Source organism: Pontibacillus litoralis JSM 072002, assembly GCF_000775615.1.
Taxonomy (GTDB): Bacteria; Bacillota; Bacilli; order Bacillales; family BH030062; genus Pontibacillus; species Pontibacillus litoralis.
In genome coordinates this window covers 47357-73196 of record NZ_AVPG01000014.1, presented here as the reverse complement: position 1 = coordinate 73196, position 25840 = coordinate 47357, and the positions used below count along the sequence as shown (strand labels likewise).

At 36.0% G+C, this 25840-nt stretch carries 23 protein-coding genes and 2 pseudogenes; 19 read left to right on the top strand and 6 right to left on the bottom strand.

Going from position 1 to position 25840, the window contains the following annotated elements:
* Window positions 1-41 precede the first annotated feature (41 nt).
* The 10 genes from N784_RS10110 to galE all read left to right on the top strand — a co-directional run bounded on the left by N784_RS10110 (window position 42) and on the right by galE (window position 10489).
* Complete coding sequence (locus N784_RS10110) at window positions 42-1430, top strand: O-antigen ligase family protein (RefSeq protein ID WP_036834616.1); 1389 nt, start codon at window positions 42-44, stop codon at window positions 1428-1430.
* Window positions 1423-2877, top strand: coding sequence for a murein biosynthesis integral membrane protein MurJ (gene murJ / locus N784_RS10105; RefSeq protein ID WP_036834615.1), 1455 nt, complete (start codon window positions 1423-1425; stop codon window positions 2875-2877). The genes N784_RS10110 and murJ overlap by 8 nt, the downstream gene beginning before the upstream one ends.
* A complete protein-coding gene (locus N784_RS10100; protein ID WP_052127254.1) occupies window positions 2867-3481 on the top strand; it encodes a sugar transferase in 615 nt (204 codons plus the stop codon). Before murJ ends, N784_RS10100 begins: the two co-directional genes overlap by 11 nt.
* Window positions 3481-4797, top strand: a complete 1317-nt coding sequence (locus tag N784_RS10095; RefSeq protein ID WP_036834614.1) for a UDP-N-acetylglucosamine 2-epimerase — start codon at window positions 3481-3483, stop codon at window positions 4795-4797. The genes N784_RS10100 and N784_RS10095 overlap by 1 nt, the downstream gene beginning before the upstream one ends.
* 36 nt (window positions 4798-4833) lie before the next feature.
* The gene (locus N784_RS10090) at window positions 4834-5526 is read left to right on the top strand and encodes an acylneuraminate cytidylyltransferase family protein (protein WP_036834612.1); all 693 of its coding nucleotides are present in this window, start codon (window positions 4834-4836) and stop codon (window positions 5524-5526) included.
* Window positions 5526-6497 carry an ATP-grasp domain-containing protein gene (locus N784_RS10085; protein ID WP_036834608.1) on the top strand — a complete coding sequence of 324 codons (972 nt, stop codon included), beginning with the start codon at window positions 5526-5528 and terminating at the stop codon, window positions 6495-6497. The genes N784_RS10090 and N784_RS10085 overlap by 1 nt, the downstream gene beginning before the upstream one ends.
* Entirely contained in the window at window positions 6494-7195 is a 702-nt protein-coding gene (locus N784_RS10080; RefSeq protein WP_036834607.1) for an HAD family hydrolase, read from the top strand. Before N784_RS10085 ends, N784_RS10080 begins: the two co-directional genes overlap by 4 nt.
* Complete coding sequence (neuB, locus tag N784_RS10075) at window positions 7179-8219, top strand: N-acetylneuraminate synthase (RefSeq protein ID WP_036834606.1); 1041 nt, start codon at window positions 7179-7181, stop codon at window positions 8217-8219. Before N784_RS10080 ends, neuB begins: the two co-directional genes overlap by 17 nt.
* A gap of 10 nt (window positions 8220-8229) precedes the next feature.
* Window positions 8230-9402 (top strand): UDP-N-acetylglucosamine 2-epimerase, encoded by a 1173-nt coding sequence (gene neuC / locus N784_RS10070; RefSeq protein ID WP_036834605.1) that lies wholly within the window; start codon window positions 8230-8232, stop codon window positions 9400-9402.
* Between the two features lie 76 nt (window positions 9403-9478).
* Window positions 9479-10489, top strand: coding sequence for a UDP-glucose 4-epimerase GalE (gene galE, locus N784_RS10065; protein ID WP_036834604.1), 1011 nt, complete (start codon window positions 9479-9481; stop codon window positions 10487-10489).
* Between the two features lie 113 nt (window positions 10490-10602).
* Here galE and N784_RS10060 read toward each other — a convergent pair.
* Window positions 10603-10920 (bottom strand): annotated as a pseudogene (locus tag N784_RS10060) (transposase domain-containing protein); the annotation flags it as partial.
* Window positions 10921-10935: 15 nt separating this feature from the next.
* Between N784_RS10060 and N784_RS16645 the strand changes: the two are divergent.
* Window positions 10936-11313: pseudogene (locus N784_RS16645) on the top strand (IS30 family transposase); the annotation flags it as partial.
* A 15-nt stretch (window positions 11314-11328) separates the two neighbouring features.
* Here the strand turns inward: N784_RS16645 and N784_RS10055 are convergent.
* Together N784_RS10055 and N784_RS10050 are read right to left on the bottom strand one after the other, a co-directional pair.
* Entirely contained in the window at window positions 11329-12141 is an 813-nt protein-coding gene (locus tag N784_RS10055) for an alpha/beta fold hydrolase (protein WP_052127252.1), read from the bottom strand.
* A 13-nt stretch (window positions 12142-12154) separates the two neighbouring features.
* Window positions 12155-13204 (bottom strand): SDR family NAD(P)-dependent oxidoreductase, encoded by a 1050-nt coding sequence (locus tag N784_RS10050; RefSeq protein ID WP_036834603.1) that lies wholly within the window; start codon window positions 13202-13204, stop codon window positions 12155-12157.
* A 232-nt stretch (window positions 13205-13436) separates the two neighbouring features.
* Between N784_RS10050 and N784_RS10045 the strand changes: the two genes are divergently transcribed.
* The 3 genes from N784_RS10045 to N784_RS10040 all read left to right on the top strand — a co-directional run bounded on the left by N784_RS10045 (window position 13437) and on the right by N784_RS10040 (window position 16856).
* Window positions 13437-14576, top strand: a complete 1140-nt coding sequence (locus N784_RS10045) for a Fic family protein (protein ID WP_052127251.1) — start codon at window positions 13437-13439, stop codon at window positions 14574-14576.
* A gap of 116 nt (window positions 14577-14692) precedes the next feature.
* The gene (locus N784_RS16640; protein WP_156965224.1) at window positions 14693-14839 is read left to right on the top strand and encodes a hypothetical protein; all 147 of its coding nucleotides are present in this window, start codon (window positions 14693-14695) and stop codon (window positions 14837-14839) included.
* A 118-nt stretch (window positions 14840-14957) separates the two neighbouring features.
* The gene (locus N784_RS10040; protein WP_036834602.1) at window positions 14958-16856 is read left to right on the top strand and encodes a tetratricopeptide repeat protein; all 1899 of its coding nucleotides are present in this window, start codon (window positions 14958-14960) and stop codon (window positions 16854-16856) included.
* A gap of 50 nt (window positions 16857-16906) precedes the next feature.
* Here the strand turns inward: N784_RS10040 and N784_RS10035 are convergent, their stop codons facing one another.
* Window positions 16907-17398, bottom strand: coding sequence for a competence protein ComK (locus N784_RS10035; protein ID WP_052127250.1), 492 nt, complete (start codon window positions 17396-17398; stop codon window positions 16907-16909).
* A gap of 518 nt (window positions 17399-17916) precedes the next feature.
* Here N784_RS10035 and N784_RS10030 point away from each other — a divergent pair.
* Both N784_RS10030 and N784_RS10025 read left to right on the top strand, forming a co-directional pair.
* Window positions 17917-18435: an RNA polymerase sigma factor gene (locus tag N784_RS10030; RefSeq protein WP_036834600.1), complete on the top strand. Its 519-nt coding sequence runs from the start codon at window positions 17917-17919 to the stop codon at window positions 18433-18435.
* 104 nt (window positions 18436-18539) lie between these two features.
* The gene (locus N784_RS10025) at window positions 18540-19961 is read left to right on the top strand and encodes a YfcC family protein (RefSeq protein WP_036834598.1); all 1422 of its coding nucleotides are present in this window, start codon (window positions 18540-18542) and stop codon (window positions 19959-19961) included.
* 59 nt (window positions 19962-20020) lie between these two features.
* Here the strand turns inward: N784_RS10025 and N784_RS10020 are convergent, their stop codons facing one another.
* Together N784_RS10020 and N784_RS10015 are read right to left on the bottom strand one after the other, a co-directional pair.
* The gene (locus N784_RS10020; protein ID WP_036834597.1) at window positions 20021-21163 is read right to left on the bottom strand and encodes a M20 peptidase aminoacylase family protein; all 1143 of its coding nucleotides are present in this window, start codon (window positions 21161-21163) and stop codon (window positions 20021-20023) included.
* Entirely contained in the window at window positions 21160-21969 is an 810-nt protein-coding gene (locus N784_RS10015) for a MurR/RpiR family transcriptional regulator (RefSeq protein ID WP_036834596.1), read from the bottom strand. The genes N784_RS10020 and N784_RS10015 overlap by 4 nt, the downstream gene beginning before the upstream one ends.
* Window positions 21970-22119: 150 nt before the next feature.
* On the opposite strand from N784_RS10015, the gene N784_RS10010 reads away from it, so the two are divergent.
* The 3 genes from N784_RS10010 to N784_RS10000 all read left to right on the top strand — a co-directional run bounded on the left by N784_RS10010 (window position 22120) and on the right by N784_RS10000 (window position 25793).
* Window positions 22120-23493: a YfcC family protein gene (locus N784_RS10010; protein WP_052127257.1), complete on the top strand. Its 1374-nt coding sequence runs from the start codon at window positions 22120-22122 to the stop codon at window positions 23491-23493.
* A complete protein-coding gene (gene menC / locus N784_RS10005) occupies window positions 23494-24600 on the top strand; it encodes an o-succinylbenzoate synthase (protein ID WP_036834593.1) in 1107 nt (368 codons plus the stop codon). It begins immediately after the preceding gene.
* A 263-nt stretch (window positions 24601-24863) separates the two neighbouring features.
* Window positions 24864-25793 carry an LCP family glycopolymer transferase gene (locus N784_RS10000; protein WP_232306006.1) on the top strand — a complete coding sequence of 310 codons (930 nt, stop codon included), beginning with the start codon at window positions 24864-24866 and terminating at the stop codon, window positions 25791-25793.
* The last annotated feature ends 47 nt before the right edge of the window (window positions 25794-25840 follow it).

The window sequence follows — 25840 nt, the reverse complement described above, 5'->3', positions numbered from 1 at the left end:
TCTCTTGACAACCAAAACAAAGTGTGAAGGGAATAACTCATATGTATGCACTACAAAATCAAAAAAAAATCGCATTTATACTTCTATTGGCTTTACTTTGTGTAGGCATTGGACTACTTTCTGTGATTGATTATAAATTTTCTCTTATCTTATTAGGATTGCTCATATTTACGTGGATATTTATCACCAAAAAAATGCTTTACTTTTTTTTGGTGATTTTACCGATAGATTCATTTCTTTTTATTGATAGATTTAGTAGCAAGTACGTAAAGTTTGGATTTATTATATTTTTAATATTAATAGCACTGTTTTTTTTGATAAAAAATAAATCAAAATTATCTACTGAATTTTTAATCACGCTGTCTGCGTTTGCTATTATCTTTGTTGTTAATACGGTAACCTCTAAGTCTCCATTGACAAGTTCCTTAGAAAATGCAACCGTGATTCTTGTAAGTTGTACAGCCTTAATATCATATTCTTTTATCAACCAACAGTCTATTGAAAAGATATTGAAATTCATTATATTTACAAGTACTCTAGTTTCTGTTTGGGGGATTTTACAATATATAAGCGGCTTTCATTCTTTTTTTGTATCTGATGAAATCTTGCAGAGATGGAGTGTTTATGGAATAACAGGTGGGGATAATTTAGCAGATGAATATCATAGGATAACTGGTACCTTTTTTAGTCCTAACACTTTAGGGGTATATTTAAATACTATTATCATTTTATTATTCTCCATTGTTTTAGGGGGAAAGTATACTGAGACTTTCAATAGGACATTTGTATGGATAAGCATTGTCATTAATTCTTTAGCACTTTTCTTGACTTTTTCTAGAACTTCTTGGTTTAGTCTAATATTAGCTATATCAGTAATTTTATTTTTAAAAGAAAGAAAGAAATTTCTAATTTCAATATTTATATTATTGTTATTGCTTGGAGTAAGTCTTGTACTAATTCCAAATGAGTATTGGGTTACAAAGTTAAGGTTAGAGAAGGGGCTAGGTCTACGTTATTTTCTTTGGCTTGATGGTTGGCTTATTTTCCGTGATTATCCTATTTTCGGTGTAGGACAAGGAATGTTTAGTAATTACTATTTGAGTTATGTGTATATTCCAAGTACTTATTTATTTGAACATCCTCATAACATGTTATTATTTATGCTTAGTGAATTAGGTCTATTTTCAATAGTATTCTTTACGATGTTTAGTGTGTTTTATTTAATAAAGCTAAAACAATTATATAGTACCTTTAAAAATCAAAGTAATATTTACTCATCTTTAATAATCGGCTTATTTGGAGTGTATATAGTGAATTTAGGTAGCGGATTAGCAAATAAAGGTACAATAATTGGTTGGAGTTCTGCAACCATTCTATTTTGGTTCTTATTAGGATTAACTTACAAGATGGGTAGTAAAAATAATGTTTAAATTAAAAAAAATCCTTACCACAAGTGTAACTTTGATTTTCTTGACTGTTATTACAAGATTGTTGGGGTTTGTTAGGGAAATAATTATTGCTTATAATTTTGGCACATCAAGTTTGGTGGATTTATATGTATCTAGTCAAATTTTGGGTGAATTAGTTGGGAATGTTATATTAGCAGGTTCTTTTAGTACCTATACAGTTTTAGCTCTTAGTAAAAATGGTGATGGGATCTTAAAAAAAGTACAGCTCATGGGAATATGTGTATCAGTCACTCTTGTTATGTCTATCATTCACAATAAAAGTACAATAGCTAATTTAATTTCATTTGGATCTAACCAATATGAAATTGAACTTTTAACAAAATATATTACTTATTTGGCACCCACAATTTTAATGTTAACGGTGACTTCAATTTTTAATGGATATTTACAATATAAGAGAAACTTCTTGCATCCTATAATAGCTATTATTTATATGAATATCGGTTTTATTATATCGGTTTCAATATTAAAAAGTGTGGGAGATCAATATATTCTCCCAATCTCATATCTAATATCAATTATTATCTATTTAATTTATTCAAGTAGTGTATATTTATCTTTTAAACGAAAGAAAACAGTAGAACAAGACTCAAATATAGATTCTTACAAAGATATTTTTTCTGATTTAATACCAATTATAATCTCTATGACAGTTATGAAAGTAACTTTAATAACTGATAGAATGTTTGGTGGATTGCTAGAAGAAGGGCAATTGGCGGCTTACAACTATTCTTTAAAACTAATGAATTTACCAGTGGCAATTATTGCGACGTCACTAATTAATATAATGTTTGTCAATTTTTCGAGATCTAGAAATAAAAATGAGATGGGATTACAGTATACAGACCTGCTTTTAAAACTTAGTATATTTGTTTCAATTTTTACTTTTGCATTTTCTCAGGAACTAGTTTCACTTGTTTTTGGATATGGAGAATTTGGAGAAAAAGCTATAAAAATGACAGGTGCTATACTAAAATTACTAGCTATCACAATTCCATTACAATTTATTTTTCTGTTTTATAATAAAGTAGTTTATGCAAATTTATCGAGTGAAAAAATTATGTTTGTAAGTGTAATAGGTATTCTTGTGAACATTTCTACTAATATTCTACTGGTGCCAATTATAGGTGTTAAGGCAATAGTATTAAGTACAATACTATCTTTATCCATTCAATGCACTATATATAATAAATCGATTTTAGGTACTGCCATGCCTTGGTTTAATAAAGATACTTTAATTTTAACTTCATCACTCATACTTGTTGTTAGCAGTTTGAAGTTATTATTGTTGGGTAATGATCTTAATCTTGTGATTTCCTTACTTCTATACTCAGCATCATTCTATATGATTGATAAAAACCTAAAGCAAGATGTTATTAGAAAGGTGATGAAGCTAGGTGATTCTTAAGTTAGTTAAAAGAATAATTGATATTATCGGCTCAATAATGTCAATAATATTAGTTCTCCCTCTGTTAATAGTAACTGCGATAGCAGTTAAAATTGAATCAAAGGGTCCTGTTCTTTATAAACAAGAACGTGTTGGTTTAAATAATGAATTATTTACCATTTTTAAATTTAGATCTATGTATGTTAATAACGTACCTGATGCCCTTAGCCCTGACCATGACTTTGATCCGAGAGTCACAAAGGTTGGAAGGTTAATTAGGAAAACCAGCATAGATGAGTTACCACAATTATTTAACGTTCTTTCTGGTAAGATGTCTCTAGTTGGACCAAGAGCAATTACAATTAATGCTGTTAATGACAGGATTGCTGGTTATGTTAGGGAAAAAAATATAGAAAAAGCTAAAGTAGAAGATATTTATAAAGTTCGGCATACAGTAAAACCGGGTATAACAGGTTTGACCCAAGTTAATGGGAGAAGTAATGCTGGAATAATAGTAGCTACAGAATTAGATCTTAAGTATGCACAAGGACAGTGTTTAAAAATGGATTTAGAAATACTATTTAAAACAGTACTAATAGTTCTAACAAAGAAAGGAACGAATTAATGAAGACATTATTTATTGTTGCCTATGGAGGAGGACATATAAATACTCAACTAGAGGTAGCTGAATCTTATTTTAATATTGGATGGAAAGTCATTTTCTTGTCAGTTCCAAATACAACCAAATTACTAAAATCAATCGGTAAATACCAAGTATATACATTTAAAGACATTGCTGATAATGACTCATTAAGATTGGGTGAAGAAATTTTAGATAGTATTCATAATTATGATACAGAAATTGATGTCGAAGAAAGTAAAGCGTATGCAGGAGTTAATTATAATGATTTAATAAATATATATGGTGGTCGAAAAGCTAAGTTATTAATAGAAAATTTCAGCAGGAGAATATTTCTTCCTATCCAATCGATAAAGAAGTTAATGGAGGAAATCAAGCCGGATTTGGTTTCAGTTACACTATCTGCTGCACGGGCAGAGAGAGCATCAATAATTGCAGCAAAACTTTTAGGAATTAAAGTAATGGCTTTTGAGGATTTATTTGGAACAGCTTGTGCATTTTCAATTTATGATCAATTATACGTTAAAAATATTGATGTAAAAAAATACTTAATTAGAAAGGGAATACCTGAAGAAAATGTTATTGTTCAGAAAAATTCTGAAAAGAACTTTCAAGTAGCATCCTTTCATACAGGAGTCGATGAGTATATCGGTTTAAGGTATAAATATGTACCAGACTATGTGTTTGCTATTAATGAATATGCAAAAGAGCAACTGATCTTAAGAGGGCTACCTTCTAATAGGGTTCATGTTGTTGGACAACCTGCTTTTGATAAAATCCCCAGAAAGATTCAGGGGATTCAAAACATCAAAAAGGAAAAACTTATTGTCGTTACAACTCAACCTTTAGATACAAGAACTCAATTCTTTAAATTAATAAAGCGTGCGATAGTAAAACTATCAAAAGAATATAAGATTATCATAAGGTTTCACCCCAGCTCAGATGGTGAAGCGGAAAGACAAACTTTTTCAAATATAAATCCAAACATAATTGTTGACCGTTCACATGACTTACACGAAATATTAATTAAAGCAAAGTTAGTTATAACTCAAACTTCTACTACAGGGATTGAAGCAGCAATTACAAAGGCAAATGTATTATCACTTTCATTAGGTTATGATAATTTAGTTTCGTTTGAAGAAGCTGGAATATCAAAAGAACTAGTTAATCCATCTGAAAGGGAAGTCAATGATTGTATAGATAAAATATTAACCGGGAGTACAAAAAAAATAACCGACGGTCTTACTTATTGTGATGGTAAAAGTGTTAGTAGAGTTATTAAGATAACAGAGAGAATTTAATTTTATTATATTATTACTTAAGAAAGGAGAAGGCTAATGAATATTTCAATAATCCCAGCGCGCGGAGGTTCAAAAGGACTTAAAAGAAAAAATATAATTAACTTAAAAGATAAGCCATTAATTGCTTACACTATAGAAGCGGCATTGCAGTCCAAAATTATTGACAAAGTGATAGTTTCTACAGATGATGAAGAAATTGCTAATGTTGCAAAAAAACATGGTGCAGAAGTTCCATTTATTAGACCTAAAGAGCTAGCAACAGATACAGCTTCTAGTATTGATGTGGTAAAGCATGCAATTTCATTTTTAGAAGTAGAAATGGGGTTAGAAGTTGATTGTATAGTTTTACTTCAACCGACTTCTCCTTTGAGAACAAGTTCTGATATTGATACAGCTGTAGAGTCATTCTTTGCTAATAAAGCCACTTCATTACAAAGTGTTTCTCCTGCTACAGTACATCCATATTGGATAAAAACAGTTATAAATGGTGAATTGATAGATCTTGTTAAAGATACTCCAAAATACACGAGGCGACAAGATTTACCTGAAGCTTACCAATTGAATGGGGCTATATATATTTGCAAAAGAGAGTTAATATTTAAAGAAAATTCTTTAGTAGGTTCAAATAATATACCATATATTATGCCGGCAGACAGATCAGTGGATATAGACAACAAAACCGATTTGAAATTAGCAGAATTTTTGATTAATGAAAGGCTGGGATATTAATGAAAGCAAAAAAGTTAAATATATTATTTAGTAGTGTTGGTCGAAGGTATTCTTTAATAAGATCTTTTAAAAAAGCAATGAACGACTTAGGAGTTAAGGGTTCAATAGTAGGTACTGACATTAATCCTCTTTCTCCGGGATTGTCAATAGTAGACAGCAAATATTTAGTTTCTAGATGTACTTCTCCAGAATTTATAGATGAATTAAAAGATATCTGTAGAAAAGAAGATATACAAGCTATTATCCCTTTGATTGATACTGAATTGCTAGTTTTAGCGAGGCATAAAGATGAGTTCAGAGATATCGGTGTTGAAATAATTGTTTCTGATGAAGGTGTAATTAATATATGTAACGATAAAATTACTACCTATAAATATTTTCGAGAAAACAATTTTCCGACACCTAAGGTCTTAGATTTCGATTTTACATTAGAAAATGCAGAGTTTCCACTTTTTGTTAAGCCTGCTAATGGACATGGAAGTATTAATACTTTTAAAGTAAATAACTTAAATGAACTGGAATTTTTTAAAAAATACGTTAAAAACCCTATCATACAAGAGTTTATAAATGGAACAGAATATACCTTAGATATATTTGCTGACTTAAAAGGACGCGTTTTATCAGTTGTTCCGAGAATAAGGTTAGAAACGAGAGCGGGAGAAACAAATAAAGGTAAAACAGTTAAATCAGAAAAACTTATTAAGGTTGGGAAAGATGTCGTAGAAAAACTTGGAGCTATCGGACCTGTAACTTTGCAATGTTTTGTTAATGAAAAAGGGGTATACATTATTGAAATTAACCCCAGATTTGGCGGAGGAGTTCCGCTCGGTATTGCTTCAGGAGCAGATTATCCAAAGATGTTAATAAAATTGTTGTTGAATGAACAAGTCCTTCCTATTTTAAATGAATTCAAAGAGGATATGTATATGTTGCGATATGAAGATGCTATTTTTATAGAGGATAACCAATGATAAAAGCAGTAATCTTTGATATGGATGATACTTTGTTTAACGAAAAAGACTATAATTATAGCGGTTTTTATCACGTTTCAAAATATATCGCAATGAAAATAAAAGAGATAAATTCAAATGATTTATACAAAGAAATGATAGATGTTTTCAATGACGGCACAAGAGGGAATATTTTCAATTTAGCACTAAAAAGGTTTGAGATTGAGGACTATTTTAATGTTAATGACCTCGTTAATATTTATAGGAACCACATTCCGAAAATTGAATTGTATAATGATGCAAATGAAGCTTTAACAATTTTAAAACAATTGAATTATAAGTTAGGGGTAATAACTGATGGTTATTCTAATGCACAGTGGCAAAAGATTAAAGCTCTTAAACTAGATCAAAGAGTAGATACAGTTATTATAACAGATGACATTGGGAGAGATTACTGGAAACCAAGTTCAGTTCCTTTTCAAAAAGCATTACAGGATTTAAATATAAATGGTTTTGAGTCTATATATGTAGGAGACAATCCACATAAGGACTTTAGTGGAGCTAAGAAATTGGACATTTATACTATTAGAGTATTAAGAGGGAAATGTAAGTATGACAAAGTAGAAAATGAAAAAGAAGCTGATGAAACTGTTAAGGATTTAAGAGATATTTTGGAAATTGTCAATAAAAAGGAGTTATTTTATGAAGATAGGATCTAAAATTATAGGTGAAAATTGCCCTGCATTTATCATTGCCGAGGCAGGGGTTAACCATAATGGTAGTTTGGAATTAGCTAAGCAATTAATTAAAAAAGCAAAAAACGCAGGAGCAGACGCAGTTAAATTTCAAACTTTTTCTACTGAAAAAACTATTACACGTAGTGCTCCCCAAGCTAAATATCAGAAAGATAATACTGGTAAAGAGGAATCACAATTTGATATGGTTAAAAGATTAGAGTTGTCTATTGAACAACATTTTGAATTGGCTAAATATTGTAAAGAAGTTGGAATTATGTTTTTATCATCACCTTTTGATTTTGACAGTGTTGATTTATTAGAATCTCTGGATATATCGGCCTTTAAGGTTGGTTCTGGTGAGATCACAAATACCCCACTATTAAGGCACATAGCTTCAAAAGGAAAACCCGTAATTTTATCAACTGGCATGTCTACACTTGGTGAAGTAGAAGAGGGTGTCAATGCATTGACTTCAGCAGGCGCTAAAGAAATTGCATTATTACATTGTACATCAAACTATCCTCCATCGATAGAAGATACTAATTTAAAAGTAATGGATACACTAAAACAGTCTTTCCAAGTTCCAGTAGGCTATTCGGATCATACCATAGGTATGACAATATCAATTGGAGCAGTTTCGCTTGGTGCAACTATTATTGAGAAACATTTTACACTTGATAAAAATCTAGAAGGCCCAGATCACTTAGTATCATTAAATCCTGATGAACTAAAAGATATGGTTGATTCAATAAGAATGGTTGAAAAGGCTTTAGGTTCAAGTATAAAAAGACCTGTTGAATCAGAATTGGAAACACGACTTGTAGCGAGGAAGAGTGTAGTCGCTAAAGTGTCAATAAAAAAAGGGGAATTAATAACAAAGGATAAAATTACATTTAAACGTCCAGGAACAGGGGTCCTGCCAAAAGATTTAAATTTAATAATTAACCGAAGGGCCAAGAATGATATGGAAGAAGATCATATAATTAAGTTAAAAGACTTATGTTAGGGTGGCTAAAATGAAAAAAATCGCCTATATAACTGGTACAAGAGCAGACTTTGGAAGAATGATGTATACTCTAAAAGAAATTCAGAATAGTGAAGAGTTAGAATTGCAATTAATTGTAACTGGGATGCACCTTTCATCACAATATGGTTCGACAATAAAAGAAATTGAAAAAGATTTTAAAGTTAATTCTAAAGTTGAAATGTTACTTGCAAGTGATAGTGGCAGCAGTATGGCACAATCTCTCGGGTTTGGTATTATAAATATAACACAATCATTGAAGGAGTTAGAACCGGATTTATTATTGTTACTCGGAGACAGGGGAGAAATGTTAGCTGGTGCAATTGCTGCATCACATATGAATATACCAACCGTTCATATTGCAGGTGGCGACATATCAGGCACAATAGATGAGTCAATTAGGCACGCTATCTCAAAGTTTGCTCATTATCATCTAACTTCTACTAAAGAACATGCTAATAGGTTGATTGCGATGGGAGAGTCTCCTGAAAGAATAGAGGTGGTAGGAGCCACTGATCTTGATGCAATACTAAATATGAAGTTACTATCTAAGAAAGAAGTTGAACAAACTCTGGGTATAACTCTTGAACCTAGCTTTTTAGTACTTACCTATCATCCTGTTGTAAGTGAAATAACTTCTCTAGAATTGCAAATGAGAAATGTAATAAAAGCGGTTCATGAAATTGACTTACAAACTATTGTTATATCACCTAATTCAGATGCTGGAAGCAATATAATCCAAAATGTAATAAATGAACAAGGAAAAACAAAAGTACATGTTTTTAAAAATATTCCTTATCAGTGCTTTTTAAGTACTTTAAATTTAGCTAATGTTATGATAGGTAATTCTAGTAGTGCAATAATAGAAGCCCCTTCTTTTGGGTTGCCCAGTGTTAATATTGGTTCCCGTCAACAAGGAAGGACAAGAGGCAATAATGTAATAGACGTAGAACCGGATAAAAATATGATTGTTGAGGCTGTTAGATATGCTCTTAATAATAAAAGATTCCTGGAAATTGCCAATAAAAAAAATAACCCATATGGTCAAGGGGATGCTTATAAAAAAATTGTCCATTTTCTAGAAAATATAAAAATAGAAGATGTAAATTTGAATAAATCTTTTTATGATTTGACAAACTGTCATTTGAATAAAAATCTCATTTAATAAATTAATCATAAGTGCTAGGAATAGTGTTAGACCACATATTCGTAAAACGATAAAAAAGGGTGGTGATTTTTAGATGAACATATTAGTTACCGGTGGTGCTGGATATATTGGATCACACACATGCGCTGCTTTACTAGAAGCGGGACATACAGTGATTGTTGCTGATAATTTCTGCAACAGTAAAGCTGATACCTTAAACAAAATAAAAGATATTGCGAATAAAGAATTAATCTTTTATCAAATAGATGTGACTAATGAGTCTGCGGTATACACTATCTTTTTAAATCATGATTTAGATGGTGTTATTCATTTTGCCGGCTTAAAAGCAGTAGGTGAGTCAGTAGATATACCATTAACTTATTATTATAACAACATCGTTAGTACTATGATTCTTGCTAAAGCTTGTAAGGAGTATAGTGTTAATCGTTTTGTTTTCAGTTCATCAGCAACAGTTTACGGAGATAATAAGGTTCCTTTCATTGAAACTATGGATTTGTTACCAACTACTAATCCGTACGGTGAAACGAAAGCTATGAGTGAGCGAATTCTTACTGATATAGCTAAAGCAAATCCGGATTTTTCAGTTGCTCTCCTTAGATATTTTAATCCAGTAGGAGCCCATGAAAGTGGATTAATTGGGGAAGTGCCTAATGGTATTCCCAATAACCTTATGCCTTATGTTACGCAAGTTGCTAAAGGGAAACTGGACAAACTTCGAGTATTTGGTAACGACTATCCAACAATAGATGGTACTGGGGTAAGAGACTATATTCATGTGTTAGATTTGGCAGAAGGGCATGTTGCAGCATTAGATAATCTCGAAGCAGGTGCTAATGTTTATAACTTGGGAACTGGTCAAGGTACAAGTGTGCTAGAGTTAGTGAAAGCATTTGAAGAAGCTAATGGTATTGAAGTTCCTTATGAAATAGTAGAGCGTAGACCTGGAGATATTGCTTCATGTTATGCTGATGCTTCAAAAGCAAAAAGAAAACTTGGCTGGACAGCTAAACGTGATATTATTGCCATGTGCAGAGATGCATGGAACTTCGAAAAGAATTATAAGGATTTAGTTGAAACAAAATAGAGGTTCATTACCCGTTGAGTCAGATAACTTGGCTTGACGGGTTTATTTCAGTTGGTTTAATATCGACTACCAACGTAAAAGGACCATGCATTTCTCGGCACAATCCTCTTGAATTATTCCTTCGTGTACTTACGCAACAATTCTTCTTTTATAACTTTACTCCATTTTAAATCATTCGTCATTGTTGGCGACCATGGTAAAGAGTTGATTTAATTTCGTTTTATTAGTTGTATCTATATTGGGAAGCTCTTCAAATAAGTATTTAAGATAGTTAAGTGGATTCACTCCATTTTCTTTGGCTGTTTCTACAATATTGTAAATGACTGAACTAGATTTTGCACCCTTCACAGTATTGCTAAACACCAATTTTTCCTTTCAATAATAAAGGGCTTAATAGACCGTTTTGAGCAATTGTTATCAATTTCTAATCTCCTATTGAGCTAGCCGGAAGACGGGCATCCAACATCGAAATATCACTCAATCAATGGCTTGGTCAATTGCCGCACAACTTATTCAAATCCATTATTTTCGACTGTAGGAAAGCGTTCTCCAATTGGAAATCCATCAGTAATCAACCAAATGTTGATATTTACTTCGCTGATCCTGGTACACCATTACAAAGGGGGTTAAATGAGCATTCCAACGGAGAGGGGTTACCAAAAGAAATGGACTTCACCCCTGTGTCACAGGACTATATTTCCAAGGTTACTTTCAGACGAAACAGCACACCAAGGAAGTCCCTAAATTACAAAACACCGATTGAGCGCTTCATAGATTGTGTGGGTGAAGATTTTGACAAAAGCCTATTTTCTCGCTTAATTTGACTCTCTTGGGGGGGGTCAAGACACTCCCCAATATGCTTCTTCTTCCTTCCCTACCTGCTCTAGAAACTCCAAAGCAAGTCCATTAAATATATCCGCTTCTTCAATGTTACACACGTGGCCGCAATGTGGAATCGTGTGCAGCTTTGCTTTTGCTTCTAATTTTACGTGGTTTTGGATGCCTTTTAGGAACATGTGGTCTTCGGCTCCGGATACGTATAGCTTCGGGATCGTGTTTAGGTTTTCACGTAGTTGTTCGTACACTTTATAGGAATCGCGGATGACATATGTCCAGCCAAGGTAGGCGGGTTTGCCTAGTTTGCGTGCTTCTTGGAGGAAGATGTTCCGTGATTTGCTGTGATTGGGCTTTGGCATGAGTATATGGGCGAATATGGTGTATGGTAGCATATACGGTAATATATAGCGAAATGGAAAGGATATGGCTAGTCTTCCTATCCATTCGCCCCATTTCAACCATTTGCCTGCCGCTCCTGCAAGTACCATGGATTTGATTCTGTCTGGGTATTCCATAGCGATTTGTTGCATGATGACGGTGCCGAGTGATACGCCGAGAAAGTGTGCGGATGGAATCTTCTCGGCGTTCAATACGTCGATGACTTGTTTGCTTGTTGTGGACAATAGGTTGTTCGTTTTCCTATATGGTGACTGCCCGTGACCAGGTAAGTTGATAAATAATAGATTGTAGTGTGCACGGAATGGCTCGATTTGTTTGTTAAATATTTGATAGTTGCCACCTAGTCCGTGGAGGAAGATGATCCATGGTTGTACTGCTTCATTTCTATACGTTGTGTAGCTTAATGTCGTTGGCATAAGTTCCTCGCTTTTAATTTTTTATGGCGCCATTTAGAATGCGATGTAACATGTCCTCATCCATGTTCAGGTGTGGCATGTTCTGTTTGCGGAGTAATGCTTGCGTGTTCGTGTCATCAAAGGTGACGTTTTTGCTCCAGTATGGTTTGAATACTTTCATTGGTTCATTAAATGCGAGCTCTTCCTTCGTTAATGCTCCGTTATAATCAGCGGGAACCATTTCGATGTTTGGAAAGGCTAGCTTCTGTTTCACCATATCGAATAGCGCCCGATTCGTCGGTGGATGTGGATTCGTAATGTGGTAAATCTTGTTCGCTTCTTTGGCTGTGGCAGCTGCTACTAATACATCGACAACGTAATCGACTGGGACGAAATTTTGGGATGTATGTGCAGTGCAAAGAAATTTAAAGGTTTCGTTTTGTGATGTTTGTTTGCGTGCCATTCTTTTCTTAAATAGGCTTAATCCTCGAATCACGCCGTATAATGCAAAGCTCGTCTCTGCTTCTCCTGTTGTCGAGTCCCCAATAATGATGGCAGGGCGGAAGATGTTCACATTCATCACGTCTTTATATTGGCTTGCGAGATGTTCGCCGTGACATTTGCTTTCCTCATAAGCGTTTACAAATGGCTGGTCTACTCGGTGTAATTCTTCTTTAGCGTGTGGCTTCATGCCGAGCGTATAGGCCGTGCTTACATAATTGAAATGCGGTGCTTGAATCTTCTTGGCAAGTTCAAGCATGTTCCTCGTTCCTGTTACATTAATGTGAAACGTCTTCTCTCTCTCGGTATTATCAAAGGAAAGGTAGGCGGCACTGTGGTAAACCGTATCAATTTCACCAGTTAAGAGGTCGATGTCTTCTTCGTGAATGCCTGCATTTTCTTTCATTAAGTCGCCTTCAATGATAAATAAACGATGTTGCGCTTCCAGTGGTACTGCTTGCATCAACTGATCTGCTTTACGCTCGTTACGTGCAAGTGCATACACTGTATGTCCTTGTTGCATGAAACGAATTGTCAATTGTTTTCCCACGAAACCTGTCGCGCCTGTTAGTAATATGTTCATGTTGGTTTATAGCCCCCGCTGTTCAATCTATGTGTCAAACGTATCATTGTTTTAATTTAACAAAAATTTAACCGATTCTTTACGGTATGTTTAGAATAACACAAAAATGTCGAAAAAAGTGTATAAAAAATGTGGGAATCATAGGAGTAGACGAATCATTTCCTTTTCCTTTTGCGCTATAATTTGTCTTATTAATATCGTAAACTGCTTATAAGGGGGTTATTGGGTTATAATGTCGGAGATTAATATTGTAAGGGTGGTGAACGGATTGAAGAAGCCTTATCAGTTACCGTTGTTACCAATAACATTCTCCGCTGATCAGGAGCTTGCCTTTTATAAGCGAGTGGTAGAAGCAACATCTAAATTAGAGAAGTTAAAACAGAAATTGCATTATTCTTTAGTAAATCAATCGTTTATTCAGTTATTAACATTACATGAATCCGTACAATCTACACGTATTGAAGGGACTCAAATAACCTTTTCAGAGATGCTAGAAGATGAGATTGAACAACAAGAAGAATGGGAAAAAATAGAGGTTCGAAATTATCGAAACGCTTTACGAAAAGGGGTTGAATCTATTCAGCTTGGTTATCCAATTTCTGAGCGCTTGGTAAGAGACATGCATCGAGAGTTAATGAAAGATGAGAGAGGCGCAACTGGGTCGGCAGGAGAGTACCGAAAAGTCCAAAACTTTATAGGACCTACCAAAAAATTAAAGGACGCTACGTACATTCCACCAGAGCCACAGTTAATGGGAGAGTATATGTCTAATTTAGAAAAATATATAAATGGGCATCCTTATCTAGAGGATGAAACGGAAACTTTACATGATCTTATAAAAACAGCTATTATTCATGCTCAGTTTGAATCTATTCATCCTTTCTTAGATGGGAATGGTCGGCTTGGAAGAATACTTATTGTTCTGTATATGCTGCAATCGAAATTAATCAACTCGCCAATTTTCTTCCTTAGTGAGGAATTAGAAAAAGAAAAATTTAAATATTACAGCTTGTTGAATGGTGTCAGAGGAATTAGTGGAAATAATCCAGATTGGGAAAGTTGGATATTATTCTTCCTAGATTCAACGATACGCATGGCGGATGATCAATATCAAAAATTAGATAAAGCCGAACAATTATACAATAATGGGTTGAAGAAACTAACGAAAATGTCGACGAAACAAGTTTGGGAAGGTGTAATGAAGCATCCAATTGTGACAGTTAACCAAATACAACAGGAGACTAAACTTGCTGCTTCTACTATTCGGAAAGGCTTAAATGAACTTGTAGCATTCGGGTTGGTATACTCAGACAATCGTCAACGTAATCGCCGTTTCTTCCAATACGACTTAATTCGCATCATGACGGAATAACTGTACTATCGAAACAAATGTAACAAACATTTAATGAAATTCGACAAATATTGACTTAAATCGATAGTTACTTATGGTATAGTATATAGCGATAATCCATTAGGGTGGTGTCGGTAATGCCTGTCGAGGAGCAGCAGCATTGGAAAGTAATGATGGAAGAAATTATCGAACTAACGAATGAAACGGAGCTCACATGTGCGAAAGATGTTGTCGAAGAAATGGTCGCACGTTTGCAAGCTTCTTCGGTGCATCAACATTCATAGAATACAACTAGATTAAATCCCCAAGCCCTTTTTCAAGTGCTTGGGGATTCGCATTTTACATGTGCTGCGTTATTATTTAAACTAAACGTATGGATTGTGAAGGAAAGGCGTTGAAATAATGGCGAAAGTAAATCGCAATGAAGCATGTCCATGTGGAAGCGGCAAGAAGTACAAGAAGTGCTGTGGAAAGCAGTCGGTGGTTACATCGATTCATGAGTTGGTCAATCAAGAGTTATGGGATAATTTGAATGAGTTATGTGTATATACAATGGAGAATGATCCAGCTGTTAAGCGAAAAGCTTATGCAGAGAAAGTGATTCAAATTATGGATGTTTATCATACAGCATTTTATAAGCCAGATTCCAATGGTGTACGTTTGATTGAACGCTTTATAGAGAAGAATCATGCATCGATGAAACGAAAGCAAACGAGAGAGTCGATAGAAGCATGGATGGATGTTGAAGTAGGGTTCTTTGAAATAGTATGCTGGGGGCAAGATAAGGTAGCGGAAATAAAGAACAGCATTACAGGAAATCGTTCGATGGTTGTGTTTACTGAAGAAGAAGCGGCGGATGAACGTTTAAGAAAGGCGGATTTCTTTGCAGGGATGATTGGGAAATGGGGAAGTTGCTACCGTTTCCTTCCTTTTCCGTTGCAACTAAGTAAAGCTGATTATAAGAAAATGATGGAAATTGCACAATCGTTGCATGAACAGACAGATTCGTCTAGCTTTGAAGAGGTAGTCGTTAGTCGTTATATCGATATTATTACTCAATTTGTAGAAGAACCAGTAGATACGATGGCAGCTATGAAAGAATTGGAAAGGGATGCGCGCTATCAGGAGGTACTAGCGTTGTTTCGCATGCACAGTGGTCTCGCTCATCGTAGGGATGTTATCGCCAAAGCCGAACGTTACTGGCTTATGTATTGCCTGAATTATAATATTAAAGGAAAGAAGATGGGAATATATGCAGCTGCTTTAGAATATTTAATTCGCGACAGTCCGCTCTTCGGTGTAAGAGAACAATGTACGCAAAAAAAGATAGCCGATAAATATGGCGTGAGTGTGACGAGTATTGGAAAACGCTTAGCTGATTTAGATGAAATTTGGCCAGCCTTTTTCGCTATGGAACAGCAAATAGTAGATGATAGCTTTTCTGAAGGTATGGTTACGGATGATATATTGCCTTCGACAGTGTTGTTTCCGTTAGCTGAACGGTCGACGTATGAAGTAACAGAGAGGCTCAACAGTCATGGGGATATAGAAGATGAACAACAGCTTAGAGATTTATTAGATAAGTATGTGGAAGCGTCGTTTGAACCGGAAACGAAGCAACAACAGGCGCAGCTACTCGTGTATGAGGCGATGGAGCAAGCTAGTGATGTCCGTCTTAATTTGATTGAGCAGGCGTTGCAACTAGATCCGTATAATAGTGATGCCAATACGGTGAAGGCTTTTTATGAAGAGGATGATGAACAGGCGCTGAAATATAGCCAAACAGCCATACGTGCAGCGAAAGAGCGTGTAGGAGAAGTCTTTTTACAAGAGGAAATGGGCAGTTTATGGGGGCATTTGTCTGCGCGTCCTTATTTGCGAGCACTTGCTGGTTTAGCAGATTTATATGAAATGTTTGGGATGGAAGAGCAATCGATTCATGTGTTAGAAGATATACTTGAAGCGAATACAAATGATAACCAAGGAATTCGTTATGAATTAATAAGGCTTTATTTAGAGTGTGAGCAGTATGATCAAGCGAAAGCGTTGCGCAACACTTTCGCAGAAGATGCCCATTTCAGCATGCTGTATAACGATGTGCTTATTCATATCGGCTTGCATGCTTCAAGAGCACACATAGAGAAGCTTATTCAGAAGGCCATTTCAGCAAATCCGGAAGTGGCAGTTCTGCTTGAGCATCCTACTAGTATACCGAGAGATGATAATTGGTCGGCAGCGGCAATACAATATGCCGAGAAGCATTCATTAGCATGGTATGGACATGAACACTGGTTACAATAAGAAGGAGCCAACGATTAATGGCTAGTCGTTGGCTTCTTTTTTTCGTTCATTTACTTATCGTATAATTGCTGATAAAGAAAGCGACAATAACTTGTTCGTTCCATTTGCTTCTTAATTACATACTTTGAGACGGGGAGTTGAGTCGTTGTCCCATTTTGAAAATGGATGATCACATGTTTCGTTCCATTTTCAGCTATGTCTTTAATATGTGAAGCAAATAGCCATACACAATTAGGTTGTTTCGATGATTGTGTAGGGAACGCAAAGATATCTTGTTGCGGATGAATGGCTATGGGTACTTTCTTCTTATATTCTGTTCGATTGATTGTTGCTAATCGTCGTCCTTCATAATCAGAGAAGCCTTCTAAGCATGCGGATAAGATTACTTCTTGAGGGGTAGCTGATACATAGATATCACCTTCTACTTTATCGGTGATTTTCGTTTGATACGTTTCTTGCGGTGAAGCAACAATCATCATCGTGTTCGGTCCTATTAATCCACGCTCTTCCTTTGAACGGTAGTGATTTCCATCCATTATCATAATGAATTTCTCCCTTCATTTTCCTTCTTCATGTTACTACAATCATTACTACTACTGTTGACAACGAGCGAAATGAATCATACTACCCTCCTTTCATGATTCAATGGGATGATGAGCGGTGTTATTGAACTTACTAAAGACTCATAGATGTTCATTCATTTCCGTAATGTAAAGTCCATAACATAATAGAAAAGAAGGAGAAATTTAATCATCCAATGATAGATTAGTCCCCTTTCCAAACCTTATTATACATAATAGTTAACATTCATACCATTACTTAACAAAAAATTAAAACTATATATACATTATTGTAATATTTATGAAAGGTGTCCGTTTTCTCCTTAATTTTGTATATACGGTTTGTTCACTTCTGTTGAATAGGACGTTTCGGTGATGATATGTCCCATTTAATTGGGTCATACGTCACGTATCTATAGATGAAAGCGGGTTCCTTTTTCGATACGCTGAAGATACCGCGGAATAAGCAAAGAAGCGCGCTTTTTTAGAATGAGGAAGTCGTGACACAATTAGAATATGAACAGCTCGTGGCAGATTATCATCCGATGATTCATCGCACGATTCACCGGCTAGGAATTATGGATCCGTTTGGCGAGTTTTATCAAGAAGGGCTGCTAGCATTATGGGAAGTGGCGCAAACGTATGATGAAGAGAAGGGGAAGCTATCGCCTTACGTTTATTTCATTATAAGAAATCGGCTCATTAGCTTTATTCGTTCTCGAAATCGTAAGCAAGCGCAGACAGAAGAAATAATGGAAAAAAGTCGTGATGAAGCAACTGTTGAAATGGAAATAGATGCGTTCGATCCATTTCTATATGCGCATATTCAAAGCGTCTTAACCGTTAATCAAATGAAATGGTTTAACGGTTTTATCCTCCAAGACCTAGCGGTAAAGGATATTGCTAGGAAGGAAGGAGTATCCATAAATGCAGTGAAGAATTGGGCGCGCCTAGCCAAGCAGAAATTAAGAAGTGAAACCGTTTTGCTTGAATATGTCGGCAAAACGATGGAAGGCTAGGTCGTGCAGGCAAAAATTCATCATATTTCTCGATAGAATGTATATGGTATAATAGAAAAATAATGTCAACATAGATGAATCATATACGTAAAAGGGAGTATGAAATGAATACAGAAACGACGAAATCACATCATCACACAAAGAAACGTAAATGGGTAATGCCTGATGCGTATGTTATTTTATTCTTCATCTTGTTCTTAGTTGCTTGTGCAACGTATATCGTTCCAGCGGGGACCTTTGAAAGAGTAACACAAGATGACGTGACGACGGTTATACCTGGTAGTTTCGAATATGTACAATCCAATCCAACTGGAATCATGGAACTGTTCCGATCCATTCAAGAAGGGATGGTTCAGTCCGCTTCTTTAATCTTCCTCGTGTTAATTATAGGGGGAGCATTTGCAGTTATTGAATCAACAGGTTCGATTGACGCTTTAATTATGAAAACAATTAATAAAACGAAGAATAAAGAATGGTTGCTAATCGCGATTGTAAGTACGCTGTTCTCCATTTTTGGGTCGCTGGGCATTATTGTCAACGCTGTAATTGCCTTCTTACCAATTGGTGTTATCATTGCTCGGTCAATGAAACTAGATGCCATCGTCGGTGTCTCGATCATTTACCTCGGTATGTACGCTGGATTTAACACCGCATTTCTTGACCCACTATCAACAGGATTGGCACAAGAAATTGCCCAAGTACCGCTTTTCTCTGGCATTAGTTATCGAATCATTATTTACATTACGATTCTATTAACTACGATTCTATATATTACATGGTATGCCAATCGGATTAAGAAATCTCCTGAGAAAAGTGTGCTAGGAGAGAATCGCTTTCCGAAAATGATGGAAAAGAATTTGGAAGAAGCAGCACCTGACTTAAATGGGAAGCATATCGCCGTACTGCTTTGGTTAACATTCGGTGTCGGCTTGTACGTATTTGGTGTCTTCCAGTATGATTGGGCTTTAAATGAAATGGCGGCAATATTTATTATGGTTGCTATCGGTACAGCTATTATTGCCCGCATTTCTCCAAATAAACTCGTGAAGGAATTCTTCGAAGGCTGTAAAGGGCTCGTATATGGCGCAATGATTATCGGTATGGCCAGATCCATCGTTGTCGTACTAGAGAACGGTCAAATCCTTGATACAATCGTTAACGGCATGGCAATTATGATGGAGCCATTCTCTAACATTAGTGGTGCCATCGCTATGTTTATTGCCAACGCAGTATTTAACTTATTCGTTGCATCAGGAAGCGGTCAAGCCGTTATCGTCATGCCAATTATGACACCACTAGCAGATATGATGGAAGTCCCTCGTCAAGTCGCCGTGCAAGCGTACAAAATGGGAGACGGATTTTCCAACGTGATTACACCAGTATCCGGTATCTTGATGGCCAGCTTAGCAATCGCAGGCGTATCATGGGTCAAATGGGTTCGATTCGTCTTCCCACTATTCCTTATGTGGATGGCTATTGGATCAGTGTTCCTAACCATCGGTGTCTTAATCGGCTGGGGCGCATAATAATAGGAAGTAACAAGAAAACCAAGAGTGATAGTAGCGCTCTTGGTTTTTCTTTTAGATTAAGGGAGTGGTAGGTTGTATGTTTGGAAGATGGCATTGGTTAATATCTTGACTCCATGTATCATAGACTTATGGTTAAATTCCATTTGCGGATGATGTAGTCCTGGTTGTAAATCACACCCTAATCCAAGCATGGTAGCTTTAATGTTCGGACGTTTAATCGTGTAAAAATGAAAATCGTCCCCTCCTGGTGAAACTAAGCGTGGGTCAACCTTCTCTTCACCTAACGTTTCACAAATTGCCTCTTTCATTATGGAAACAGCCTCTTCGTTCGTAACGGCTGCTGCAATTCCGTGCGTAGGCTTAAACTCGATATGTGTATGTGTTTGGTGTTTAACGCCTTCTACAACTTGTTTCACTTCTTCTATAAGTTCCGCCATTAATTCATTTGTTTGTGCACGTAAGTCTAAAGCTAAGTGCGCTCGTCCAGGAATAATGTTAGTATTCTTTCCACCTGCTTGAAATCTCGTTACTTTGACAGAATGTGGCGTGTTAGGAGTTAGCCGAATAGCATTTATCCCATTGACAATTTGCATTCCAATATTGATAGCATTTTTATTCAAGTGTGGCCTTGCTCCGTGAGCGTCATGACCTTGAATATCCATTTCAATCGATTGAGTTGCTCCGTGTACAATCATCGGTGTGGCTCTTCCGTCTTCTGTTTCTTGGAATGGTCGTAAATGAATACCATATAAATAATCCACATCGTCCACTACGCCTTTTTCCACCATCTTTAGTGCTCCAGTTCCTGTTTCTTCAGCCGGTTGAAAGATAAATTTAATGGCTACTTGTTCTTTTATATTAGGAAGCTGCTCTAAGGACCATAATACACCTAGTACGATGGACATATGCGCGTCATGACCACAGGAATGATTCGGTTGAAATGTTCCATTCACTTCTTGCCATAATGCATCCATGTCAGCGCGAATAGCTACAATTGGTAAGTTCTTGTCGAATGATCCATACTTTCCAATGACTCCCGTACAATCATTAAAGGTTATTGTCTCGCATCCGTGTTGTTCAAGAATGGATTGAATGTAACTCGTCGTTTGTACCTCTTCCCAGCTTATTTCACCATTTGCATGTAAGTATTCAAAGGTGTTTAACACATTTGGATAAATAGAATCTGTGAATAATTTCATCCTTGACTTCCACCTTTCACAAAGAATTTATATGTTTCGTTAATGGTTGAGAACTTAGAATGATGAATAATCTCTTGAAGTATGGCATTTATTACCGAAAGTGTCACAGGACCTTTAGTAAATATATTCTCTCTTCCTGTTTGAATCGGTAGGACTATGTCAGAGTGTTCAACGATAGGAGATACTTTGGAATCTGTAATACCTAGAACCGTTATGCCTTTCTTCTTTGCTTCTTGTGCGATTCGTATTGTTTCCATGGCATAGCGATAGAAAGAAATAACTAGGACGCACCCCTTATCTGAGAGATGATTTAATAAGCCAGTGTCTACTTCAGGTCGGTATAATTCTGCGTTACCTATTGTTAAGTTTAAGTTGAAATACAACCAGTGCGCTAAAGTAAATGAATGATAGTAACCTACAATTAATACTTTTTCTTTAGAGAGGATCGTATCGGCAAATTGTTGTAGTAAAGCGCCATCTAATTGAGAAATTGTATTTTGTAATAATAGGAGATCGGTTTGCATGCTATGTTCATATGGAGATTGAGTATTTAATTCGGGTGCCTGATATGAGTTGAGTAAGTGGTGATGGACTTCTTGCTGCAATGCACGATAACCACTATAGCCAATCTCATTACAAAAACGAATGACGGTTGCTTCACTTACTCCGATGTATTCCCCAACTTTTTTCACGGGATGAATAGCGAAAATTTTTGGATCCGCTAATAAGCATTCCGCCACTTTTTTAAGCCCTTTGGTCAATTGTGCAAATTTCTCTTCTGTAAGTTGAATATACGATTTCCTCATGAATCCATGCTCCTATAAAGTTTTTACTTTATTATCTATTGAAATAAAGTATATACTACATTATAATAGTTTGCAAATTAAGAATTATCAGAAAAACAAGGAGGGAAATACGTGAAGACAGAGACGAATACACAACCAAATAAGAAAAAGATGGCTTTACCAGATGCATATGTCATATTATTTTTTATATTATTTTTGGCTGCATGTGCTACCTATTTAATACCAGCTGGCACATTTGAGCGAGTAACAGAAGACGATATTACGACAGTGGTGCCAAATAGTTATCAACAAACAGAATCAAGTCCGACTGGTGTTATAGAATTGTTTCGGGCAATTCAAGAAGGGACGGTTCAATCAGCTCCATTAATTTTCTTAGTTCTCATTATTGGGGGTGCTTTTGCTGTAATTGAATCTACCGGTGCAATAGACGCACTCATTATGAAGACGATTCAAAAGACTAAGGATAAAGAATGGGTATTGATTGCTATTGTATGTACGTTGTTCTCGATTTTTGGAACTTTGGGCATTATTGTGAATGCTGTTATAGCTTTTATACCAATCGGCATCATATTGGCTAGGTCAATGAAATTAGATGCTATCGTCGGAGTTGCTATTATTTATCTTGGTGCTTATGCAGGGTTTAATACCGCTTTTTTAGATCCGTTAACGACTGGAACGGCACAGCAAATTGCTCAAGTTCCGCTTTTTTCAGGGATAGGCTACCGAGTTTTGATTTATATGACGGTTCTTTTGGCAACGATACTATACATTGTTTGGTATTCCAATAAAGTAAAAAGAAACCCTGAGAAAAGTGTATTGGGAGAGGATCGTTTTCCTAAAGTGGAGGAAAAAGATATAGACAAGAGTACTCCAAACTTAACTGGTTTGCATAAACTTGTGATTGCTTGGTTATCTATTGGGATTGCTATTTATGTTTTTGGTGTATTTCAATATGAATGGTCATTAAATGAAATGGCTGCTGTGTTTCTTATTATTGCAGTTGGTACAGCAATTATCGCTCGTATTTCCCCGAATGATTTAGTTTATGAGTTTTTTGAAGGATGTAAAGGCTTGGTTTATGGCGCATTAATTATAGGGATGGCGAGATCGATTGTTGTAGTTTTAGAAAATGGACAAATACTTGATACAGTTGTACAAGGAATGGCGACTATGATGGAACCATTCTCCAACGTTGGCGGTGCTATTGCCATGTTTATAGCAAATGCTGCCTTTAATCTATTTGTTTCATCAGGAAGTGGTCAAGCAGTAATTGTAATGCCAATTATGACGCCACTAGCAGATATTATGGAGATTCCGAGGCAAGTAGCTGTTCAAGCCTATAAATTAGGAGATGGCTTCTCGAATGTAATCACACCTATTTCAGGTATTTTAATGGCTAACTTGGCGATTGCAGGTATTTCTTGGGTGAAGTGGATTCGTTTCGTTTTTCCTTTGTTTTTAATTTGGATGGTTATAGGAGTAATCTATTTAACTATTGCTGTCATGATAGGATGGGGAGTTTAAATGTTTATTATTCAAGAAGTAATCATGTACAAAATGAAAATGGAAATGAAATCACCATTTACTACGAGTTTTGGCACACAATATGATCGAGAATTTATTCTTGTGGAAGTGAAAGATGAAAATGGCTTATCAGGGTGGGGAGAATGTGTAACTTCAAGCCTCCCGCTGTATTCTGAGGAGTATACAAATACAGCATGGATTTTTATGAAAGAGTGTTTAATACCATTGGTTGTTCATCAACAAATGAATCATCCAGATGAAGTGTTCCCAAAATTCGAAGCGTATAAAGGGAATTATATGGCGAAATCAGCTGTTGAAGGTGCTATATGGGATTTATATGCTAAATCGAAAGGAACTACTTTAGCGAAAGCTCTAGGCGGGAGCAAGCAACATATTGAATCTGGAATTAGTCTAGGGATTCAAGAGAATACAGAAGACTTACTACAATCAATTAAGAAAAATGTGGATGAAGGGTATAAGCGTATTAAAGTAAAGATTGAACCCGGACGAGACGTAAGTGTAGTGAAGGAAATAAGAAAGTTCTTCCCTGACTTACCTTTAATGGTGGATGCAAACTCAGCGTATACGCTCGATGATGTGCATATAATGAAAGAGTTAGATCGATATAACTTATTGATGATTGAGCAGCCGCTTACTTCTGGTGACTTGATTGATCATGCTACATTACAGCAACAAATTAGCACGCCTATTTGTTTGGATGAAAGTATTCATTGTTATCGAGAGGCGAGACAAGCAATCGAACTAGGAAGCTGTAAAATTATAAATGTAAAGATTGGTAGAGTTGGGGGATTAACAGAAGCGAAGCGCATTCATGACTTATGTAAAGAACATGGCATTGCTTTATGGTGTGGGGGGATGCTAGAGTCTGGTGTTGGTAGAGCGCACAATATTGCGATTGCTACTTTAGCAAACTTTACTTATCCAGGTGACACTGCTTCATCTGATCGTTATTGGGAAGAGGATGTCATATCTCCATTAGTGGAAGTGCATAATGGTACCATTATGGTTCCGCAACGACCTGGTATTGGCTATGAAGTAGATTTAGATATCGTGAACAAATACGTGGTAGAAAAAGCAACATTTTAACCGAAGGGGCTGTTCTTTAGTGGACAGCTCTATTTTTCATGAAGGGGATAGGGGAATTCCGAATCTATACAAAAGTGAAACCTAACTACCCATCCATACGTCTATTACTATAGTCTCACGAATGAATGCACTTGTAATCAAAATGTAACTATACAAATCCAATTAATGTATTGTAAAATTATCGGAGCAATGTGGTTTCTTGCACTAATTTGTCGGATAAAGATGATAGAATAGTATATAGATTATGGAATGAGGTGTTGGGATTGGCTTCTCGTCAAGCGAAAAAACAGCAAAAGAAGAAAAAACAATGGTGGAAAATCCTCTTAGTTACACTATTAATACTAGTGCTAGGTGGATGTGCTTACATGTGGTCCGTTTATTCTGATGTAAAACAAACAGTGGATGAAGAGATGCATGAGCCGGTGTCATCAATTGATACAAAAGTTGGAGAGAAGAAGATGAAGAAGAAAGAACCGCTGAACATTTTATTAATGGGGGTGGATGAGCGTGCCGGTGACAGTGGGCGATCAGATGCGCTAATGGTTCTTTCACTTGTGCCAGAGAACGAACAGATGACATTAGTTAGTATTCCACGTGATACTCGTACGACATTAGTTGGTAGAGGGACGGAAGATAAGATTAATCACGCGTATGCCTTTGGCGGTAAGGACATGGCTATCGATACGGTCGAGAATTTCTTAGATATTGAATTAGATTATTATGTGAAGCTGAATATGGAAGGATTGGAAGACTTAGTAGATGCCGTTGGCGGTATTCAGGTGGACAATCCATTCCAATGGACAGGTAAAAGCGGCAAAGTGTATGCAGAAGGTGTTATCTCTTTGAGTGGTAGTGAAGCAATTGAATTTGTTCGAATGAGAAAGCAAGACCCGCGTGGTGACTTCGGACGTACGGAGCGTCAACGTCTCGTTGTACAAGGTATTATTGAGAAAGGTGCTAGTTTCTCTTCTGTAAATAAGATAAATGATATTTTAGATGTGCTTGGTCAAAATGTAAGCACGAACTTGAAATTCTCTGAAATGCAGAAGCTTGCACTTGATTACCGCGGAGTGTTGAAAAATCAAGAATCTTATCAAATGGAAGGAAGCGGTCAGAACATCGGTGGCATTTATTATTTAGTGGTGCCTGATACCGAGGTGCAGAAAGTTCATGGCATGCTTTCAGCTGAATAGATGATAGGCAAGACAGGGAGATGCTTTCTTCCTGTCTATTTTTTTAT

What these genes read in the sequence shown, in the direction of transcription:
- neuB (WP_036834606.1), top strand. Translation starts at nt 7,179, where the DNA reads ATGAAGATAGGATCTAAAATTATAGGTGAAAATTGCCCTGCATTTATC.
- N784_RS10010 (WP_052127257.1), top strand. Translation starts at nt 22,120, where the DNA reads ATGGCTTTACCAGATGCATATGTCATATTATTTTTTATATTATTTTTG.
- N784_RS10095 (WP_036834614.1), top strand. Translation starts at nt 3,481, where the DNA reads ATGAAGACATTATTTATTGTTGCCTATGGAGGAGGACATATAAATACT.
- N784_RS10110 (WP_036834616.1), top strand. Translation starts at nt 42, where the DNA reads ATGTATGCACTACAAAATCAAAAAAAAATCGCATTTATACTTCTATTG.
- N784_RS10085 (WP_036834608.1), top strand. Translation starts at nt 5,526, where the DNA reads ATGAAAGCAAAAAAGTTAAATATATTATTTAGTAGTGTTGGTCGAAGG.
- neuC (WP_036834605.1), top strand. Translation starts at nt 8,230, where the DNA reads ATGAAAAAAATCGCCTATATAACTGGTACAAGAGCAGACTTTGGAAGA.
- N784_RS16640 (WP_156965224.1), top strand. Translation starts at nt 14,693, where the DNA reads ATGCCTGTCGAGGAGCAGCAGCATTGGAAAGTAATGATGGAAGAAATT.
- N784_RS10015 (WP_036834596.1), bottom strand. Translation starts at nt 21,969, where the DNA reads ATGAGGAAATCGTATATTCAACTTACAGAAGAGAAATTTGCACAATTG.
- N784_RS10040 (WP_036834602.1), top strand. Translation starts at nt 14,958, where the DNA reads ATGGCGAAAGTAAATCGCAATGAAGCATGTCCATGTGGAAGCGGCAAG.
- menC (WP_036834593.1), top strand. Translation starts at nt 23,494, where the DNA reads ATGTTTATTATTCAAGAAGTAATCATGTACAAAATGAAAATGGAAATG.
- N784_RS10055 (WP_052127252.1), bottom strand. Translation starts at nt 12,141, where the DNA reads ATGCCAACGACATTAAGCTACACAACGTATAGAAATGAAGCAGTACAA.
- N784_RS10090 (WP_036834612.1), top strand. Translation starts at nt 4,834, where the DNA reads ATGAATATTTCAATAATCCCAGCGCGCGGAGGTTCAAAAGGACTTAAA.
- N784_RS10035 (WP_052127250.1), bottom strand. Translation starts at nt 17,398, where the DNA reads ATGATAATGGATGGAAATCACTACCGTTCAAAGGAAGAGCGTGGATTA.
- N784_RS10080 (WP_036834607.1), top strand. Translation starts at nt 6,494, where the DNA reads ATGATAAAAGCAGTAATCTTTGATATGGATGATACTTTGTTTAACGAA.
- N784_RS10020 (WP_036834597.1), bottom strand. Translation starts at nt 21,163, where the DNA reads ATGAAATTATTCACAGATTCTATTTATCCAAATGTGTTAAACACCTTT.
- N784_RS10025 (WP_036834598.1), top strand. Translation starts at nt 18,540, where the DNA reads ATGAATACAGAAACGACGAAATCACATCATCACACAAAGAAACGTAAA.
- N784_RS10050 (WP_036834603.1), bottom strand. Translation starts at nt 13,204, where the DNA reads ATGAACATATTACTAACAGGCGCGACAGGTTTCGTGGGAAAACAATTG.
- murJ (WP_036834615.1), top strand. Translation starts at nt 1,423, where the DNA reads ATGTTTAAATTAAAAAAAATCCTTACCACAAGTGTAACTTTGATTTTC.
- galE (WP_036834604.1), top strand. Translation starts at nt 9,479, where the DNA reads ATGAACATATTAGTTACCGGTGGTGCTGGATATATTGGATCACACACA.
- N784_RS10045 (WP_052127251.1), top strand. Translation starts at nt 13,437, where the DNA reads ATGTCGGAGATTAATATTGTAAGGGTGGTGAACGGATTGAAGAAGCCT.